The organism is Pseudomonas sp. Leaf58 (assembly GCF_003627215.1).
Classification (GTDB): Bacteria; Pseudomonadota; Gammaproteobacteria; order Pseudomonadales; family Pseudomonadaceae; genus Aquipseudomonas.
The window spans coordinates 4632530-4651724 of sequence record NZ_CP032677.1; the positions used below are offsets into that span (position 1 = coordinate 4632530).

Consider the following 19195-nt stretch of genomic DNA (forward strand, 5'->3'; position numbering starts at 1 on the left):
CTTAGACAGACGAAGCGACACATGTACAAAGGATTGACTCGCGCCGCTGGCGCCATTGTGGCCCTGGTAGCCCTCTATAGTTTGCTTGGTTTTCTCATCCTTCCCGGTGTCGCGCTGCGCATCGCCAACCAGCAGTTGGCCCAGTACGCCACCGTGCCGGCGCACCTTGAACGGATCGAGCTCAACCCCTTCAGCCTGGAGCTGACCCTGTGGGGCCTGCAAATCGGCGAGCCAGGCAAGGAGCAGGTCGGCTTCGACCGCCTGTATGCCAACCTGTCGCTGAACAGCTTGTGGACACGCGCCCTGCACCTGGAGGCGGTGGAACTGGTCAAGCCGCGCAACGAAGTGCTGTTCGCCAAGGACGGTACGCTCAACCTGGCCCACCTGTTCAAGCTGCCTGCCAGTGAAGCCAAGCCCGACGAGCCGCCCAGCGACCCGTTCCCGCTGCGCATCGGTAGCATCAAGCTCAGCGACGGCTACCTGCATTTCGAGGACCTGCGCCCGAGCGAGCCGATCGAGTTTCTCTACGACAACATGAACCTGGAGCTGAAAAACCTCAGCACCTTGCCCAATGACAATGCCGACATGACCTTGGTAGCCATCGGCCCCAACGGCGGGCGCATCGACTGGAAAGGCACCCTGAGCCTGTCGCCGATTGCATCCGAGGGCACGCTGAAGATCACCGACGGCAAGATGAAGGCATTCTGGCCCTATGTACGCGATGCCGTGCCGCTGGTGCTGGAAGAAGGCGTACTCAGCCTTGACACCCACTACAAGCTCAACCTCGCCAAGCAAACCGAACTGTTGCTGGACAACGCTTCGCTGCGCATCGCCCCGTTCGCCATCAAGGCACCTGATGGCCGCCCGCTGGCGCGCCTGGCCAGCCTGGAGGTAAGCGAGACGTCTGTCGACCTGGTCAAGCAACGGGTCACCGTGGGCAAAGTCCGCAGCGAAAAACTCGAAACCTGGGCCGCACTGGAAAAGGACGGCCAGCTCGACTGGCAAAAGCTGTTCGCCAGCCAGCCCGCCAAGGCCACGGTAAAGGAAAAGGCCGAACCCGCCGCCGCCGAGCCCACCCCCAAAGAGCAAGCGGCGAAAGAGCCGAGCAAACCTTGGCAGGTACTGCTCAAGGACGTGCAACTGCGTAACTATTTGGTGCACCTGGCAGACCGCACGCAGAAGGAACCGGTAACCCTCGACGTCGGCCCGCTTAACGCCGACCTGCAAGGTTTCGATAGCCTCAACCAGACGCCCTTCACCCTCAAGCTCGATACCGGCGTGGGCAAACAAGGCAAGCTGCAGGCAGCCGGCCAGGTCAACCTGGCGCCCATATGGGCCAAGCTGGACGTGAGCACCCGCGACATCGACCTGCGCGTGGCCCAGGCCTATATCAGCCCGTTCATCCTGCTGGAGCTGCGCAGTGGCATGCTTGCCAGCGACCTCAAGGTCGACCTGAAAAATACCTCGCCCCTGGCCTTCAGCGTGGCCGGCAAGGCGCAGGTCAACCAGCTGCACACCCTCGACACCATCAAGAGCCGCGACTTCGTCAAATGGCAGCAAGTGAACGTCGACGGCTTGTCCTATGTGCACGGCGATGCGCTGTCAATCGACAAAGTGACCCTGCTACAGCCTTATGCGCGCTTCATCATCAACGAAGACCGCACGACCAACATCAATGACCTGCTGATCCCGCAACCGGCCAACGCCCCGGCGGCCAGCCAGGCCAAGCCGGCCAGCAGCGATAAACCGTTGGGTATCCACATCGGCCAAATCGACATCAACGACGGTTCGGCCAACTTTGCCGACCTGTCCCTCACCCCCAACTTCGCCACCGCCATCCAACAGCTCAATGGCCACATCGGTACCATCGACAACCGCAAGTCGGTGCCAGCCAAGGTCGACATCAAGGGTAAGGTCGACCGCTATGCGCCGGTTACCATCAAAGGCGCGCTCAACCCGTTCAACCCGCTGGCCAGCCTGGACATTGCCACCAGCTTCAAGCGGGTCGAGTTGACCACATTGACGCCTTACTCCGGCAAGTTCGCCGGCTTCCGCATTCGCAAGGGCCGGCTGAACCTCGACCTGCACTACCTGATCACCAACGGCCAGCTAAAGGCCGAGAACAAGGTGGTGGTGGAACAACTGCAGCTTGGCGAGAAGGTCGATAGCCCCGACGCCGTGGACCTGCCGATCCGCCTGGCGGTGGCACTGCTGAAGGATACCGAAGGCAAGATCTCAATCGAGTTGCCAGTGTCTGGCGACCTCAACAACCCGCAGTTCAGCGTGATGCCGATCGTCTGGCAAACCCTGCGCAACCTGGTGCTGCGCGCGGCGCAGGCGCCGTTCAAGTTCATTGGCGGGCTGGTGACTGGCGGCGGCTCGGAAGACTTGGGCAATGTGGCGTTCGCCCCGGGCTCCAGCGAGCTCAATGGCGACGCCCAGGCGTCGCTGGACAAGCTGGCGTCAGCGCTGAAAGAACGCCCGGAACTGCGCCTGGAAATCGAAGGCACCAGCGCCCAGAGCAGCGACGGCCCGCTGATCGCCCAGCAGCGCCTGGAGCGTGAGTATCAGGCCACTTGGTACAAGATCCTACAGCGCCGCGGTGACAAGGTGCCGGCTAATGCCTCGATGCTGGTGGTCGATGACAGTGACAAGCCGGCGATGCTTGAAGGCATCTACCGCAACCGCCTGAAGCAGCAACCGCCTGCCGAATGGGAGCAACTGGGCCGCGACGAGCGCGCCGCCAAGCTGCGCGAGGCGGTGATCAAGTCGTGGGCCGAGAGCACTGCGCTGCTGCGCACACTGGGCCAGGAACGGGCCAGCAGCATCAAGGATTACCTGGTGGACAAGGGCCAGCTGGAGGATGACCGGGTGTACTTCATCGACACCAACCTGGGGCAGGCTGAGAGCGATGGGCGGGTGGTGACGCCGATGCATCTGGATGCCGAGTAATCTCTACTAGCAGGCCAGGCCTCTTCGCGGGTATGCCCGCGAAGAATCCAACACGGTGCCTGGCACCGGCGAAGCCGGTGTTCGCGGGTAAACCCGTTCCTACAAGATTGCTGTTAAATCAATGAGAGCGGGCGAGCCAGTACAGGTTTCACACCAATCGCTGGGCCGACACCGCCGGGTGATACAGCGGCTGCACCTTGTTGCCCGCCGGGTCCAGCAGGTGGAAGCTGCGCGCCCCATCACCGTGGTTGAACGGCCGGTCGAGCAAGGTCACACCATGGGCCTTGAAGTACTGGTACCAGGCCTCCAGCTCCTCGACGCTATCGACGATGAACCCGTAGTGGTCCAGGGTCTGCAACCCATTGGCCGCCCCTGCCCCGCGCCCCAGCGACAGGTTGTCGTTACCACAGGTGAGGTACACCAGGTCTTCATTGGCGCGGTTCAGCACCTGCATGCCTAATACATCGACGTAGAAGCGCTCGCACTCCTCCAGGTTAGGCACCAGCAAGGCGATATGGCGCAGGCCATTCAGGCGGCCAGGGCGTGCAGGCAATTCGGACATTGGCGAAGCTCCATTTTTGTATACAATTTATCATCGAATTTAAAACAAAAGGATAGCTTTGTGTATAGCCTATTTATCAAAACCCGTGTGCGGCCCGGTTGCGCCGAGGCCTTCCTCAGCGCAATCAAAGCTAACGCACACGCCTCGGTCGCCACAGAGCCCGGCTGCCTGGTATTCGACGTGGCGCAAGACCGGGTCGACCCAGAGGTCATTTATCTGTATGAGATTTACCGCGATGACGCAGCGTACGAAGCGCATACCCAGACCGCGCACTTTCGCGCTAGCCGGCCACAAGTGGAGCCGCTGATCGTCGAGCAGGACTGCTTCGAGAGCAATGTGATCGCGCGTAACGCGGTGTTTTGAGCGCACCAAAAAGAAAGCCCCGGCGGGAGCCGGGGCTTCGTGTATTGGTGGCCAGGTCCTTTGGCCGAAGGGGCATCCCTTAATCAGCTTTCAAGCCATCAGCCGAGACGGCTTGAACACCTTTGATTTTCTTGGCGATGGCAATGGCCATCTCTTTTTGCGCATCGGTCACCGCAGTGTCAGAAGAAAGCGACACGACACCTTTGTTGGTTTCGACCTTGATATCGCTGCCAGGCACACCTTTCTCAGTCATCAGGTCAGCCTTTACCTTGGTGGTAATCCAGGTATCGGAGGCCGCTTCCTTGGTCTTGGTCACCTCACCGGCCGCCAGCGTCATTGGGGCCTGGGTGGATTGCTGGGCGAATGCCGCGTTAGCCATGGTCAGGGTCAGAGCGGTAGCAGTAGCGGCAGCAATGGCGAACTTCTTCATGTGAGTCACTCCTGTTTTTCGAAAGGTCTGCGCCGAATGTCCTGGCGTCAGGTATGAAGGTAGTTGCATGCGCTATGCCAGCTTTTGCGCTTCGCTTAAGCCCTTTAAAATCAATAAGTTAGCTAAATGCCAGCATTTCGACGGTCGTGCATTTTGCAATCCGCACGGAAAACCTGCGTGCACGATGCAAGTCCACAAAAGGTTCCCTTGCGCCCATGAAAAAAGGGCCCCGAAGGGCCCTTTTTGTGCTGCATGGCAGTCGCTTAGACGCCCGAGGCCTTGGCCGCGGCGACGTCCTTGATCGACAGCTTGATACGGCCGCGGTTATCCACGTCCAGTACCAGCACTTCGACTTCCTGGCCTTCTTTGAGGATGTCGGTGACTTTCTCGACGCGAGCATCGCTCAGCATGGAGATGTGCACCAGGCCGTCCTTGCCAGGCAGGATGTTGACGAACGCACCGAAATCGACAATGCGTTCGACCTTGCCGACGTAGATCTTGCCGATTTCGGCCTCGGCAGTGATACCCAGAATGCGCTGCTTGGCAGCCTCAGCCGCTTCCTTGGTTTCGCCGAAGATCTTGATCGAGCCGTCGTCTTCGATGTCGATCGAAGCCTTGGTTTCTTCGCAGATAGCGCGAATGGTGGCGCCGCCTTTACCGATGACGTCACGGATCTTGTCGGTATCGATCTTCATCGCGATCATGGTCGGGGCGTTGGCCGACAGTTCGGTACGCGACTGGCCAATGATCTGGTTCATCTGGCCGAGGATGTTCAGGCGCGCTTCCAGGGCTTGGCCCAGGGCGATTTCCATGATCTCTTCGGTGATGCCGTTGATCTTGATGTCCATCTGCAGCGCGGTGACGCCTTTGGCGGTACCGGCTACCTTGAAGTCCATGTCGCCCAGGTGGTCTTCGTCACCGAGGATGTCGGTCAGGACTGCGAACTTGTCGCCTTCCTTGACCAAGCCCATGGCGATACCGGCAACCGGCGCCTTCATCGGCACACCGGCGTCCATCAGGGCCAGGGATGCACCGCAGACCGAAGCCATGGAGCTGGAACCGTTGGATTCGGTAATTTCCGAAACCACGCGGATGGTGTACGGGAACACGTCAGCAGCAGGCAGCATGGCCTGAACCGAACGGCGGGCCAGACGACCGTGGCCGATTTCGCGACGGCCAGCACCGCCCATGCGGCCACACTCACCTACCGAGAACGGTGGGAAGTTGTAGTGCAGCATGAAGGGGTCTTTCTTCTCGCCTTCGAGGGTGTCCAGCAGCTGGGCGTCACGGGCAGTACCCAGGGTTGCAACGACCAGGGCCTGGGTTTCGCCACGGGTGAACAGCGCCGAACCGTGAGTTTTTGGCAGTACGCCTACTTCGATGTTCAGCGGGCGTACGGTCTTGGTGTCGCGGCCGTCGATACGTGGCTTGCCGTTGACGATGTTTTCGCGAACGGTGCGGTATTCGATTTCGCCGAAGATTTCTTTTACTTCGGACGCCGAAGGCTGGCCTTCTTCACCGGAGAACTTGGCGATTGCCTGGTCACGCAGCTCACCCAGGCGCGCATAGCGGTCAGCCTTGACGGTGATGGTGTAGGCCTGCGAAACGCCTTCACCGAACTCGGCGCGGATGGCGTTGAACAGCTCAGTGTTGGCAACGGCAGGTTTCCAGTCCCAGGTCGGCTTGCCGGCTTCTGCAGCCAGCTCTTTGACAGCCTGGATAACAGCCTGGAATTCGTCGTGGGCGAACAGTACGGCGCCCAGCATCTGGTCTTCGGTCAGCTCTTGGGCTTCCGATTCAACCATCAGTACGGCGTCGGAGGTACCGGCAACGACCATGTCCAGGCTCGAGGCAGCCAGTTGCTCGTAGGTCGGGTTCAGCAGGTAGCCGGTGCTCTCGTGGAAGGCAACGCGGGCAGCGCCGATCGGGCCTTCGAACGGAATGCCGGAAATGGCCAGGGCAGCCGAGGTACCGATCATCGCAGCGATGTCCGGGTCGGTCTTCTTGCTGGTGGAAACCACGGTGCAGACAACCTGCACTTCGTTCATGAAGCCTTCCGGGAACAGCGGACGGATCGGACGGTCGATCAGGCGCGAGGTCAGCGTCTCTTTCTCGGAAGGACGGCCTTCACGCTTGAAGAAGCCACCCGGGATCTTGCCGGCGGCGTAAGTCTTTTCCTGGTAGTGAACCGACAGCGGGAAGAAACCCTTGCCTGGATCAGCCTGTTTGGCGCCTACCACAGTCACCAGCACGGTGACATCGTTGTCGACGGTAACCAGCACGGCGCCGGTTGCCTGACGGGCAATACGGCCCGTTTCGAGAGTAACGGTCGATTGACCGAACTGGAAAGTCTTGATTACCGGGTTCACGGTTTCCTACCTTTTTCAGTGGCTCTGGGGGAACTGGTTTCTTGCGAATTCTTGGGCAGAACGGGGAATCGGCCCCATTGACCGTCCAGATACAACACGAGGCTGGGAGCCTGGCACCAAGCGGAAAAACCGCTCAGCATTGCCAGGCTGCCAACCTCGAAGATACGCCTGGCGTGCCCAACGGCAGCGCTGCAAAACAGCCCTGCCGAAGCCTGCGACACGCCATGCACACCACTGGCCAGGCCGCTATTAGCGACGCAGGCCCAGGCGACCGATCAGGGCGCTGTAACGAGTGGTGTCTTTGCCCTTCAGGTAGTCCAGCAGCTTACGACGCTGGTTAACCATACGGATCAGACCACGACGGGAGTGGTGGTCTTTATCGTTGGCCTTGAAGTGGCCTTGCAGCTTGTTGATGTTGGCGGTCAGCAGAGCAACCTGCACTTCCGGGCTACCGGTATCGCCGGCGGCTTGCTGGTAATCGGCAACGATCTGAGCTTTTTCTTCAACGCTGAGGGCCATTTGGCTTCTCCTGATAACGGATCCCGCACGCGGGGTCCAATAGGCCAGGGACTAATCCCTGTATTAATAAAATAGGTGTGACCGTGCCTACTAACAGCCACCCTTGATTCCACCAGGCTCGGCCGAAGCCTTGCCCTGTGGTTCCGGTCATTCCGACCGAATCAGTCGACGCGGCGCAATTCGCCCGTCTTCGCTCACTTCACCGATACCGATGAAGCGACCATTGTGATCCTGTACCCGGACCATGCCGAACTGCGGCGCGTCCGGTGCGCGTACCGCCTGCCCATGCAGCCAGTAGAACGCACTGTGTTCGGACAGGCACACCAGCGGCCAGTCCAGCAGGCCGCTGTCCGATGGCAGCAGGAAGCGATCGAGCGCTTCGTTACCACCTTCGGCGTGAGCCTGTTCGAGTTGCTCGAGGGTTACCGTCTGTGCCAGCTCGAAGGGCCCAGCCTGGGTCCTGCGCAGCTCGGCGACATAGGCGCCACAGCCAAGGGCCTCGCCGATATCCTCCACCAGGGTGCGAATATAGGTGCCTTTGCTGCATCCTACGGTCAACCGTGCACGGGTGCCTTCGCACTCGAGCAACTCCAAGCGGCTAATAGTAACAGAACGCGCCTCGCGCTCCACTACCTCTCCAGCACGCGCCAGTTTGTACAGCGGCTGGCCATCACGCTTGAGCGCCGAGTACATCGGCGGTATCTGGCTGATTGGCCCGCGAAAACGCGGCAACTGCGCTTCGATATCGGCACGACCAACGGTCACCTCGCGGGTCTGCAGGACTTCGCCCTCAGCATCGCCGGTGTTGGTAGTCTGCCCCATCTGCATGACCGTTTCGTAGCCCTTGTCGGAATCGAGCAGGTACTGCGAAAACTTGGTGGCTTCGCCGAAGCACAGCGGCAGTACGCCGGTTGCCAGCGGATCGAGGCTACCGGTGTGGCCGGCCTTTTCCGCGTTAAGCAACCAGCGCACCTTCTGCAGGGCGGCGTTGGAGGTAAAGCCCAACGGCTTGTCGAGCAGGATGATGCCGCTGACGTTGCGGCGAATACGTTTGACCTGGGCCACCGCTTACTCCTTGGTGTCCAGCTCGTCGGCATTCTGGTGCTGGCGGTCTTCAGCCACCGCACGCTCGATCAGCGCCGACAAGTGCACACCACGGCTGACGCTTTCATCGAAGTGGAAGTGCAGTTGCGGCACGCTGCGCAGCTGCATCGAGCGGCCCAGGTGCAAACGCAGGAAGCTGGCGGCGCTGTTCAGTGCCTTGAGCGACTGTTTTACAGCGTCGGGGGTTTCCTCGCCCATGACGGTGATGAACACCTTGGCATGGCCCAGGTCACGGCTGACGTCCACCGCAGTGATGGTGACCAGACCAACACGTGGATCCTTGACTTCACGGCGGATCAGTTCGGCCAGCTCGCGCTGCATCTGATCGCCGATACGTTGGGTACGGCTATATTCTTTGGCCATTCTTGCTACCTGTAACTTAAAGCGGCAAACGCCCGGTCAGACGGATGCCTGACCGGGCGCTACCTGAAGAGGTGCCGCAAACCGCCAGGAAGCGGGGCTTGCGGCGTGCTCGCCCTTAAAGGGTACGAGCCACCTGGACTTTCTCGAAGACTTCGATCTTGTCGCCGACCTTGACGTCGTTGTAGCTCTTGACGCCAATACCGCACTCCATGCCATTACGCACTTCAGCGGCGTCATCCTTGAAGCGACGCAGCGATTCCAGCTCGCCTTCGAAGATCACAACGTCTTCGCGCAGTACGCGGATCGGACGGTTGCGGTACACGGTACCCTCGATGACCATACAGCCAGCGATGGCGCCGAACTTCGGCGAACGGAACACGTCACGCACTTCGGCGACACCCAGGATGTTCTCGCGAACATCGCTGCCGAGCATGCCGGTCAGGGCCTTCTTGACGTCTTCGATGATGTCGTAGATCACGTTGTAGTAACGCATATCCAGACCTTCCTGCTCGACGATCTTGCGCGCGCCGGCATCGGCACGCACGTTGAAGCCGAACAGTACTGCGTTCGAAGCCAGCGCCAGGTTGGCGTCGCTCTCGGTGATACCGCCAACGCCGCCACCGATAACGCGTACCTGTACCTCGTCGTTGCCCAGGCTGCCGAGCGAGCCGTTCAAGGCTTCCAGGGAACCACGCACATCGGTCTTGAGGACGATGTTGAGCGTCTTCTTCTCTTCCTGACCCATGGTCTCGAAGATGTTTTCCAGCTTGCCGGCGTGAGCACGGGCCAGCTTGACCTCGCGGTACTTGCCTTGACGGAACATGGCAACTTCGCGGGCTTTCTTCTCGTCGGCAACCACGGACAGCTCGTCACCGGCTTCCGGGGTGCCGTCCAGGCCGAGGATTTCGACTGGGATCGACGGGCCGGCTTCTTTCACAGGCTTGCCGTTCTCGTCGAGCATGGCACGTACGCGGCCGTAGTTGGAGCCGCACAGGACCATGTCGCCCTGACGCAGAGTACCGTCCTGAACCAGGATGGTAGCCACTGGGCCACGGCCCTTGTCCAGGCGCGATTCAACCACGACACCACGACCTGGAGCGGTCGGGGTAGCCTTGAGCTCGAGGATCTCGGCCTGCAGCAGAACGGCTTCGAGCAGTTCGTCTACACCGGTACCCATCTTCGCCGAAACCTTGACGAACGGCGTGTCTCCACCCCAGTCCTCAGACGTTACGCCTTCGACCGACAGTTCGTTACGGATGCGATCGAGGTCGGCACCCGGCTTGTCGATCTTGTTCACTGCAACGACCAGCGGAACGCCAGCTGCCTTGGCATGCTGAACGGCTTCACGGGTCTGTGGCATGACGCCGTCGTCAGCCGCCACCACCAGGATGACGATGTCGGTCGCCTTGGCACCACGAGCACGCATCTGGGTAAACGCAGCGTGGCCCGGGGTATCGAGGAAGGTGACCATGCCGCGGTCGGTTTCCACGTGGTAAGCGCCGATGTGCTGGGTAATACCACCGGCTTCGCCAGCAGCAACCTTGGCACGACGGATGTAGTCGAGCAGCGAGGTCTTACCGTGGTCAACGTGACCCATTACGGTAACCACCGGAGCACGCGACTCGGTCTGGCCTTCGAACTTCAGCGATTCGGCCAGGGAGTCTTCCAGGGCGGTATCGCTGACCAGGGTGACCTTGTGGCCCAGCTCTTCTGCGATGAGCTGAGCGGTTTCCTGGTCGAGCACCTGGTTGATGGTAACCGGGGTACCCATCTTGAACATGAACTTGACCACTTCAGCGCCCTTGACGGACATCTGGTTGGCCAGCTCGGAGACCGTGATGGTCTCGCCGATGGTCACGTCACGAATGACGGGGCCGGTCGGGTTCTGGAAGCCATGCTGGTTACGCTTTTTCAGCTTGCCCTTGCCACCACGACCACGACGAGCGCCATCGCTCTCTTCGTCGGTGGTGCGCGGAGCGGCACGCGGAGTTGGCGCCTTTTCCTTTTCCTTGACCTTGACCTTGATCGACACACGAGGAGCCTCGCCACGACGACGGTCGTCATCACGGGTGCGGCTTTCGTTGCGACGGGTCTCGTCTTTTTTGCGCTCGGCAGCACGGGCTGCGGCGTCTTCGGACGCAGGTGCGTCAGCGACTACCGGAGCCGGTGCGGCTGGGGCCGGTGCTGGCTTGGCGGCAGGCGCCGGGGCAGCAGGGGCTTCAGCCGCCTGACGGCGAGCCTGGTCTTCGTTGCGCTGGCGAACTTCGGCGTCAACCTTGTCGCGGGCGGCATTTTCAGCCGCGCGGCGCTCATCCAGCTCACGCTTCTGCTCAGCCTGGATTTCTTCCGGGCTGCGCTGAACGAAAACTTTCTTCTTGCGTACTTCTACGCTGATGCTTTTGCTACCGGCGACACGCAGGGTGCTGGTGGTTTTGCGCTGCAAGGTAATCTTGCGCGGCTCTTCCGCCTTGCTCTTGTGGCTGCTTTTCAAATGAGTCAGCAGGGTCTGCTTCTCATTGTCGGTCACTACCTGACCGGCGTCGGTGTGCGGCAGACCTGCCTCACGCATCTGCTGCAGCAGGCGCTCTACCGGTGCCTCGACCTCTTGGGCCAGTTCTTTCACCGTGACTTGCGTCATGCACTTCTCTCCTCAGGCCGCGCCTAATTACTCGAACCAGTGGGCTCGGGCGGCCATGATCAACTTGCCGGCACGCTCTTCGTCGATGCCGTCGATGTCGAGCAGATCGTCGATCGACTGCTCGGCCAGGTCTTCGCGGTTAACCACGCCGCGCACCGCCAGTTCAGCCGCCAGATCCTTGTCCATGCCCTCAAGGGAGAGCAGGTCTTCGGCCGGGTGGGCGTCTGCCAGTTTTTCTTCGGTAGCGATGGCCTTGGTCAACAAACGGTCCTTGGCCCGAGCGCGGAGCTCATTGACGATATCTTCGTCAAAGCCATCGATGTTGAGCATTTCTTCCAACGGTACGTAGGCAATTTCTTCGAGGCTGGTGAAGCCTTCGTCGACCAGCACTTGGGCCAGCTCCTCGTCGACTTCCAGTTCATCGATGAAATTGCGCAGGATGTCACCGGTTTCGGCCTGTTGCTTGGCCTGGATGTCCTTTTCGGTCATCACGTTCAGGGTCCAGCCGGTCAGTTGACTGGCCAGGCGAACGTTCTGACCGCCACGGCCAATGGCCTGGGCCAGGTTGTCCTCGGCGACGGCGATGTCCATAGCATGGGCATCTTCATCAACGATGATCGCCGCGACTTCAGCCGGCGACATGGCGTTGATGACGAACTGCGCCGGGTTATCGTCCCACAGGACGATATCCACACGCTCACCACCCAACTCCCCGGATACGGCTTGGACGCGCGAACCCCGCATGCCGATACAGGCGCCTTGCGGGTCGATACGTTTGTCCTTGGAGCGGACGGCGATCTTGGCACGCGAACCCGGATCACGGGAGGCAGCCATGACTTCGATGAGGCCCTCGGCAATTTCCGGCACTTCAATGCGGAAAAGCTCGATCAGCATCTGTGGCGCGGTGCGCGACAGGATCAGCTGTGGGCCACGGTTTTCGGTGCGAATTTCCTTGAGCAGCGCACGCAGGCGCACGCCAACACGGAAAGTCTCACGCGCAATGATGTCTTCGCGGGCCAGCAGGGCCTCGGCGTTGTTGCCCAGGTCAACGATGACGTTGTCGCGGGTAACCTTCTTGACGGTACCGGAGATGATCTCGCCCACGCGCTCACGGTAGGCGTCGACCACCTGGGCGCGCTCGGCCTCACGGACCTTCTGCACGATGACCTGCTTGGCGGTCTGGGCGGCGATACGACCGAACTCGATGGACTCGACCTTTTCTTCGATCACGTCACCGATCTTGGCTTCAGGGTGAGTGTCCTTGATCTTGTCCAGCCAGGTCTCGATCGCCGGATCATCAAGATTGGCTTCGTCGACCACGGTCCAACGACGGAAGGTTTCGTAGCTACCGGTGTGGCGGTTGATTTCCACACGCAGGTCGACTTCGTCTTCAAAACGTTTTTTGGTTGCAGTGGCCAGGGCCACTTCCAGCGCTTCGAAAATGACGCCTGGCGGTACACCTTTTTCGTTGGATACCGATTCAACAACCAGCAGTACTTCTTTGCTCATCGTACGCCTCGCCTTGCGCAAGCCATTGGGCCCGGATAGTCCGCCGGGCCCGGCACGTCTCAGTCAAAACTGGGAATAATATTGGCCTTGTCGATCGAGTCGATCGGCAGCAGGAACTCCTGATTGTCCACTTGGACCACCACATCCTGCTCCTCCACACCGCGGAGAAGGCCCTGGAAGTTACGACGACCCTCGAAGGGTGAGCGCAGCTTGATCTTCACTTGTTCGCCGGCATGCGAGGCAAACTGTTCCAGAGTGAACAGTGGGCGATCCATGCCTGGAGAAGACACCTCGAGGGTGTACTCACTGCTGATTGGATCTTCCACATCGAGAATGGCGCTGGCCTGACGACTGACCGCTTCGCAGTCCTCCACCAGAATGCCGCCTTCCTTGTCGATGTAGATGCGCAGTACCGAATGCTTACCCTGGGAAACGTATTCGATCCCCCAGCACTGATAGCCCAGACCCTCGACAACCGGGGCCAACAAGGCCTGCAACTGTTCTAGCTTGCTCGACACCTGAACCCCCTCGTGCATGCTGTGCAAATAAAAAATGGGCGAAGCGCCCATCCCTGAAAGCGCCGTTGGACAACGACGCCGAAAAACTGTTCGGTTAGCAAAAAGCCCCTGAAAAGGGGCTCCGCTGAAGCTGGTTGCGGGGGCTGGATTTGAACCAACGACCTTCGGGTTATGAGCCCGACGAGCTACCAAGCTGCTCCACCCCGCGACAAATCTGGGGCGAAAGTATAAGACCGAACCCGCTTAAGGGTCAAATCCAAACCTTCACCTGCAAGAAAGCCCGCTAAAGCGGGCTCTCAAGCTTCAATTGGTACCGAGAAGGGGACTCGAACCCCTACACCCTATGGGCACAACCACCTCAAGGTTGCGTGTCTACCAATTCCACCACCTCGGCAATACTACTACTTGAAACCCGTTACTTCTGCTCTTGTGCAGGAGGAGGTACATCACCAGTGTTATTGGTGGTTTCGCTCTTCTGCTGCTGGAGCACCGGTACATCATCATTAACTGCCGGTTTTTGCGGCTCTTTCACTTCTAGCACTGCTGGATCTGGAAGACCTGCTTGGCTAAGCTGGTGAGCTTGTTGCTTCGCGAAGTATCCTAACCCAAGTGCTGTCAAAAAGAAAGTGGCAGCGAGTATTGCAGTTAATTTACTTAGGAACGTTGCAGAGCCTTGGCTCCCGAACACGGTGTTTGAGGCACCCGCGCCGAAAGATGCACCTGCTTCAGCACCTTTACCCTGTTGCAACAGAACCAGCACTACAAGCGACAGCGCTGCCAACAGATGAAAAACAACGATGACTGTTTCCAGCATTTGTTCAGTTTCCTGCGGCGCGACAAATTGCACCGAATTCGTCTGCGTTCAGGGAAGCCCCACCAATGAGACCCCCATCGATATCCGGCATGCCGAACAGTTCGGCCGCATTGGCCGCCTTCACGCTGCCGCCGTAGAGCAGCTGCACCTTCGCAGCCACTTCAGCATCTTTTGCCGCCAGCTGGCCGCGGATGGCTGCGTGCACATCCTGAGCCTGCTGTGGCGTGGCCGTAAGGCCGGTGCCGATGGCCCAAACAGGCTCATAGGCAATTACTGCATTGGCAAACGCGTTAACACCGAAGGCTTCGATGATACTGCTTAGTTGACGCCCGACAACTTCGAGCGTTTTGCCAGCCTCGCGCTCCTCAAGGGTTTCCCCTATGCAAAGCACTGGCTTCAAACCTTTGGCCTGGGCCGCTGCAAACTTGCGATTGAGCACTTCGTCGGTCTCACCAAGCATCTGGCGACGTTCCGAATGACCAATCAGCACCAACTTGCAACCTGCTTCAACCAGCTGTTCCGGAGCAACTTCCCCGGTCAGCGCACCCTGTTCGGGTTGTACTGCAGAATTCTGTGCGCCGACAGTGATTTCTTTACCTGCCAGGCCATCGATCACTTGATTGATGAACAAGGCCGGTGGAAACACAGCGACTTCCACTCCGCTCGGCAAGGCAAGATTTCTCAAGCCTTCGGTCAGCTCAGCGACGCTAGCGCGGGTACCATGCATCTTCCAGTTACCAGCTACCATAGGGCGACGCATGCTTTACCTCGTCGGTCAAAGTGGGCGCAGATAGTACCCAACCCTATCTGCGCTGGCAAGCGCCTTCAAACACAAACTTCGCCGACCAGTTTGGCCAGCGCTTCGGCATGGGCACGCACCTGGCTTTCGTCTTCGCCTTCGACCATGACCCGCACCAACGGCTCGGTACCGGATTTGCGCAGCAATACGCGGCCGCGACCGGCCAACGCTTCGGTCACCTTGGCGCTGGCTTCCTTGACCGCCGGGTGCTCAAGCGGGTCAACCTTGCTGGCGCCAAACCTTACGTTTATCAGCACCTGCGGGCACTTGCGCAGGGCCTGGCGGGCCTGGGCCAGGGTTTCGCCACGACGCTTGAGCGCCATCAGCACCTGCAGCGCAGCGATGATCGCGTCACCGGTCGTGGTGTGGTTGCAGCACACGACGTGACCGGAGTTTTCACCACCGACCAACCACTCGCGCTGCAACAGCTCGGCCATGACGTAACGGTCGCCAACCTTGGCGCGCACGAAGGGTATGTCCAGGTCTTTCAGCGCAAGCTCCAGGCCCAGGTTGCTCATCAGCGTACCCACTACCCCGCCCTGCAGCTTGTTACGGTCCTGCAGATCGCGCGCGATGATGAACAGTAGCTCGTCACCGTCGACGATGGCACCCGTGTGGTCAACCATCAGCACACGGTCGCCATCGCCATCGAAGGCGATGCCCAGGTCGGCATGGCCGACCAACACCGCAGCCTGCAGCGATTCGATGTGGGTCGAGCCGCAACCTTCGTTGATGTTCAGGCCGTCGGGCTGGGCATGCAGCACGGTCACGTCGGCCCCCAGCTCGCGGAACACGCTTGGCGCAACCTTGTAGGTGGCACCGTGGGCGCAATCGACCACCAGCTTGAGGCCGTCGAAGCCAGTGCTGGTCGGCACGCTGCTCTTGCAGAACTCGATATAGCGGCCGGCGGCATCGTTGATGCGCGAAACCTTGCCCAGCTTGCTCGACTCGACAACGGTCATTGGCTGGTCGAGCAGCTCTTCGATCATCTGCTCGACTTCGTCCGGCAGCTTGGTGCCCTGGCCCGAGAAGAACTTGATGCCGTTGTCATCGTGCGGGTTGTGCGAGGCACTGATGACGATACCGGCTTCGGCGTGGAAGGTACGCGTCAGGTAGGCGATGGCCGGAGTCGGCATAGGCCCGAGCAGCAGCACGTCGGCACCTGCCGCAGACAAACCGGCTTCGAGTGCGGACTCGAACATGTAGCCGGAAATACGCGTGTCCTTGCCCACCAGCACACGGCAGTGGCCTTGTTTGCGGAAGGCCATGCCAGCCGCCCAGCCAAGTTTCAGCATGAAGTCGGGCGTGATCGGGTATTCGCCGACGCGGCCACGGATGCCGTCGGTACCAAAGTATTTTCTGCTCATAGGGACTCCAATGTTCTTATTCGGCGTTTTGTACCGCAGCGATCATGCGCACCACATCGACGGTTTCGGCTACATCATGGACACGCAGGATGCTCGCCCCTTTAGTCATGGCCAACGCCGCCAGCGCCAGGCTGCCGTACAACCGCTCGCCGACCGGACGTTCCAGCGTCAGGCCGATCATGCTCTTTCGTGAAACGCCCACCAGCAGCGGGCGCCCAAGGCGATAGAGCGCCTCCATGTGCTTGAACAGGCTCAGGTTGTGCGCCAATGTCTTGGCAAAACCAAAGCCCGGATCAAGGATGATTCTGTTGGCGTCGATGCCCGCCGCAGCGCAAGCGGCCATCCGCTGTTCAAGATAGCGCGCAACGTCGGCGGTCACATCTTGGTAATGCGGGTCGTCCTGCATGTTCCCCGGCTCGCCGCGCATGTGCATGAGGCATACCGGCAGGCCGGTATCCGCCGCTGCGTCGAGGGCGCCATCGCGCTCCAGGGCACGCACATCGTTGATCAGCCCAGCACCGAGGCGGGCCGATTCACGCATGACGGCAGGTGTGGAGGTATCGACCGAGATGACCACGTCAAGGCGACTGTTGATGGCCTCGACCATGGGCGCCACGCGTTCCAGCTCCTCGGTTACCGAGACCGCGCGCGCGCCCGGCCGCGTGGACTCGCCGCCGATATCGATCAGCGTAGCGCCAGCGGCAACCATTGCTTCGGCATGGCGCAACGCCTCGTCGCGATGGTTGAAGCGCCCGCCATCGGAGAAGGAGTCGGGGGTGATATTGAGAATACCCATGACATGGGTACGCGACAAATCAAGAACCCGGTTGCCGCAAGGCAACCGGGTCGGGTACTGCACTGAGCTCATAGATGCCCTTAGTGTTGAGCTGCTGGGCCGCCGATTGGCGATTCTGGACGATCATCCTGGGCAGCAGGCGTGCCCGAGTTTTTGTCATCGTCCCAATCACGCGGTTCGCGCGGCGTACGCCCAGCCATGATGTCGTCAATCTGATCGGCATCAATGGTCTCATACTTCATCAGCGCTTCGGTCATCGCCTCGAGCTTGTCGCGGTTTTCGATGAGCAACTGCTTGGCAGTGGCGTAGCACTGATCGATGATGCTGCGCACTTCAGAGTCGATCAGCTTGGCAGTCTCGCCGGATACGCTGGCGTGCTGGCTGCCGGCACTACGGCCGAGGAACACCTCACCTTCTTCTTCCGCGTACATCAGCGGGCCGAGCTTCTCGGACAGGCCCCACTTGGTAACCATGTTGCGAGCGATCTGGCTGGCACGCATGATGTCGTTGGACGCCCCAGTGGTGACGCCGTCGAAGCCCAATGTCATTTCCTCGGCGATACGGCCGCCGTACAGCGAGCAGATCTGGCTGATCAATGCGCGCTTGGACAGGCTGTAGCGGTCCTCTTCCGGCAGGAACATGGTCACACCCAAGGCACGGCCACGCGGAATGATCGAAACCTTGTAGACCGGGTCGTGCTCAGGCACCAGGCGGCCGACAATAGCGTGCCCAGCCTCGTGATAAGCAGTGTTCTTCTTTTCCTTCTCGGACATGACCATGGTTTTGCGCTCGGCGCCCATCATGATCTTGTCTTTGGCCAGTTCGAACTCTTTCATTTCGACCAGGCGCTTGTTGGAACGCGCGGCAAACAGCGAAGCTTCGTTGACCAGGTTGGCCAGGTCGGCACCCGAGAAGCCTGGGGTACCACGGGCAATGACCGCTGGGTTGACGTTGTCGCCGATCGGCACCTTGCGCATGTGCACCTTAAGGATCTGTTCACGACCGCGGATGTCCGGCAGGCCGACGACCACCTGGCGGTCGAAGCGACCAGGGCGCAGCAGCGCTGGGTCGAGTACGTCCGGGCGGTTGGTGGCAGCGATGACGATGATGCCATCGTTCATCTCGAAGCCGTCCATTTCAACCAGCAACTGGTTGAGGGTTTGCTCACGCTCGTCGTGACCGCCGCCCATGCCGGCGCCACGGTGGCGACCAACGGCGTCGATTTCGTCGATGAAGATGATGCACGGGGCGTGCTTCTTGGCCTGCTCGAACATGTCGCGCACACGGCTGGCACCGACACCGACGAACATTTCCACGAAGTCCGAACCGGAAATGGTGAAGAACGGCACCTTGGCCTCACCGGCAATGGCCTTGGCCAGCAGGGTCTTACCGGTACCGGGCGGGCCGACCATCAGCACGCCACGCGGGATGCGGCCACCCAGGCGCTGGAACTTGCCCGGGTCGCGCAGGAACTCGACCAGTTCACCCACCTCTTCCTTGGCCTCGTCGCAACCGGCAACGTCGGCCAGGGTAGTCTTGACCTGGTCTTCGGACAGCAAGCGCGCCTTGCTTTTGCCAAAGCTCATGGGGCCGCCCTTGCCGCCCGCACCGCCCTGCATCTGGCGCATGAAGAACATGAATACGGCGATGATCACCAGGATTGGGAAGCTGGCTACCAGCAGTTGAGTCCAGATGCTCTGCTGCTCAGGCTGCTTGCCTTCGACAACGACATGGTTGTCGACCAGGTCGCCGATCAGGCCGTTGTCGGTAATGGCCGGGCGCACGGTCTTGAAGCTGTCGCCATCGGCGCGCTTGCCGGTAATGATGTAGCCGTCGACGGTCACACGCTCGACCTTGCCATCCTTGACCTGCTGGATGAAGTCGGAATAGTTGAGGGTCTGCGGCTCGTTAGGGCTTGAGAAGTTGTTCATCACTGTCACCAGGACAGCTGCGATGATCAACCACAGGATCAGATTCTTTGCCATGTCGTTCAATTCGCTACCCTCTGAGGCCGGCGCACGACGCAGCCGTGCCTCGCATGATATTCATCGCCCTAACTTACTACATTACCTACGCAGCCGCAGGCACCGTC

The 19195-nt window shown here is 60.2% G+C and carries 16 protein-coding genes and 2 tRNA genes; 2 read left to right on the top strand and 16 right to left on the bottom strand.

All coding sequences use genetic code 11. The features are described from left to right. Positions 1–21 precede the first annotated feature (21 nt). The gene (locus DV532_RS21555; RefSeq protein ID WP_056795128.1) at positions 22–2952 is read left to right on the top strand and encodes a DUF748 domain-containing protein; all 2931 of its coding nucleotides are present in this window, start codon (positions 22–24) and stop codon (positions 2950–2952) included. 148 nt (positions 2953–3100) lie between these two features. Here DV532_RS21555 and DV532_RS21565 read toward each other — a convergent pair whose 3' ends face one another. Continuing rightward, a complete protein-coding gene (locus tag DV532_RS21565) occupies positions 3101–3514 on the bottom strand; it encodes a VOC family protein (protein WP_056795125.1) in 414 nt (137 codons plus the stop codon). A 60-nt stretch (positions 3515–3574) separates the two neighbouring features. On the opposite strand from DV532_RS21565, the gene DV532_RS21570 reads away from it, so the two are divergent. Next, positions 3575–3877 (top strand): putative quinol monooxygenase, encoded by a 303-nt coding sequence (locus tag DV532_RS21570; RefSeq protein WP_056795123.1) that lies wholly within the window; start codon positions 3575–3577, stop codon positions 3875–3877. Between the two features lie 79 nt (positions 3878–3956). Here DV532_RS21570 and DV532_RS21575 read toward each other — a convergent pair whose 3' ends face one another. From DV532_RS21575 to ftsH, 15 genes are all read right to left on the bottom strand, one after another. After that, complete coding sequence (locus DV532_RS21575) at positions 3957–4307, bottom strand: BON domain-containing protein (RefSeq protein ID WP_056795119.1); 351 nt, start codon at positions 4305–4307, stop codon at positions 3957–3959. Positions 4308–4570: 263 nt separating this feature from the next. Continuing rightward, positions 4571–6676 (bottom strand): polyribonucleotide nucleotidyltransferase, encoded by a 2106-nt coding sequence (pnp, locus tag DV532_RS21580; protein ID WP_056795116.1) that lies wholly within the window; start codon positions 6674–6676, stop codon positions 4571–4573. A gap of 249 nt (positions 6677–6925) precedes the next feature. Continuing rightward, positions 6926–7195, bottom strand: a complete 270-nt coding sequence (gene rpsO / locus DV532_RS21590; RefSeq protein ID WP_016391796.1) for a 30S ribosomal protein S15 — start codon at positions 7193–7195, stop codon at positions 6926–6928. Between the two features lie 147 nt (positions 7196–7342). Next, the gene (truB, locus tag DV532_RS21595; RefSeq protein WP_056795113.1) at positions 7343–8260 is read right to left on the bottom strand and encodes a tRNA pseudouridine(55) synthase TruB; all 918 of its coding nucleotides are present in this window, start codon (positions 8258–8260) and stop codon (positions 7343–7345) included. A 3-nt stretch (positions 8261–8263) separates the two neighbouring features. Further along, on the bottom strand, positions 8264–8662 hold the full coding sequence (rbfA, locus tag DV532_RS21600) for a 30S ribosome-binding factor RbfA (protein WP_056795111.1): 399 nt from the start codon (positions 8660–8662) through the stop codon (positions 8264–8266). A 115-nt stretch (positions 8663–8777) separates the two neighbouring features. After that, positions 8778–11300 (bottom strand): translation initiation factor IF-2, encoded by a 2523-nt coding sequence (gene infB / locus DV532_RS21605; RefSeq protein WP_056795108.1) that lies wholly within the window; start codon positions 11298–11300, stop codon positions 8778–8780. Positions 11301–11327: 27 nt separating this feature from the next. Beyond that, positions 11328–12809, bottom strand: a complete 1482-nt coding sequence (gene nusA, locus DV532_RS21610) for a transcription termination factor NusA (RefSeq protein ID WP_056795106.1) — start codon at positions 12807–12809, stop codon at positions 11328–11330. 59 nt (positions 12810–12868) lie between these two features. Further along, positions 12869–13327 carry a ribosome maturation factor RimP gene (rimP, locus tag DV532_RS21615; protein ID WP_012274245.1) on the bottom strand — a complete coding sequence of 153 codons (459 nt, stop codon included), beginning with the start codon at positions 13325–13327 and terminating at the stop codon, positions 12869–12871. Between the two features lie 131 nt (positions 13328–13458). Continuing rightward, positions 13459–13535: transfer RNA gene (locus DV532_RS21620), tRNA-Met, on the bottom strand. A 100-nt stretch (positions 13536–13635) separates the two neighbouring features. After that, positions 13636–13721: transfer RNA gene (locus DV532_RS21625), tRNA-Leu, on the bottom strand. A gap of 21 nt (positions 13722–13742) precedes the next feature. Beyond that, positions 13743–14141 carry a preprotein translocase subunit SecG gene (gene secG / locus DV532_RS21630; RefSeq protein WP_020193781.1) on the bottom strand — a complete coding sequence of 133 codons (399 nt, stop codon included), beginning with the start codon at positions 14139–14141 and terminating at the stop codon, positions 13743–13745. Between the two features lie 4 nt (positions 14142–14145). Further along, positions 14146–14901 carry a triose-phosphate isomerase gene (tpiA, locus tag DV532_RS21635; RefSeq protein WP_056795103.1) on the bottom strand — a complete coding sequence of 252 codons (756 nt, stop codon included), beginning with the start codon at positions 14899–14901 and terminating at the stop codon, positions 14146–14148. Between the two features lie 65 nt (positions 14902–14966). Further along, positions 14967–16307, bottom strand: coding sequence for a phosphoglucosamine mutase (gene glmM, locus DV532_RS21640; protein ID WP_056795099.1), 1341 nt, complete (start codon positions 16305–16307; stop codon positions 14967–14969). 16 nt (positions 16308–16323) lie between these two features. Continuing rightward, the gene (gene folP / locus DV532_RS21645; protein WP_056795096.1) at positions 16324–17175 is read right to left on the bottom strand and encodes a dihydropteroate synthase; all 852 of its coding nucleotides are present in this window, start codon (positions 17173–17175) and stop codon (positions 16324–16326) included. Positions 17176–17183: 8 nt separating this feature from the next. Further along, positions 17184–19088 (bottom strand): ATP-dependent zinc metalloprotease FtsH, encoded by a 1905-nt coding sequence (ftsH, locus tag DV532_RS21650; RefSeq protein WP_056795093.1) that lies wholly within the window; start codon positions 19086–19088, stop codon positions 17184–17186. Between the last annotated feature and the right edge of the window lie 107 nt (positions 19089–19195).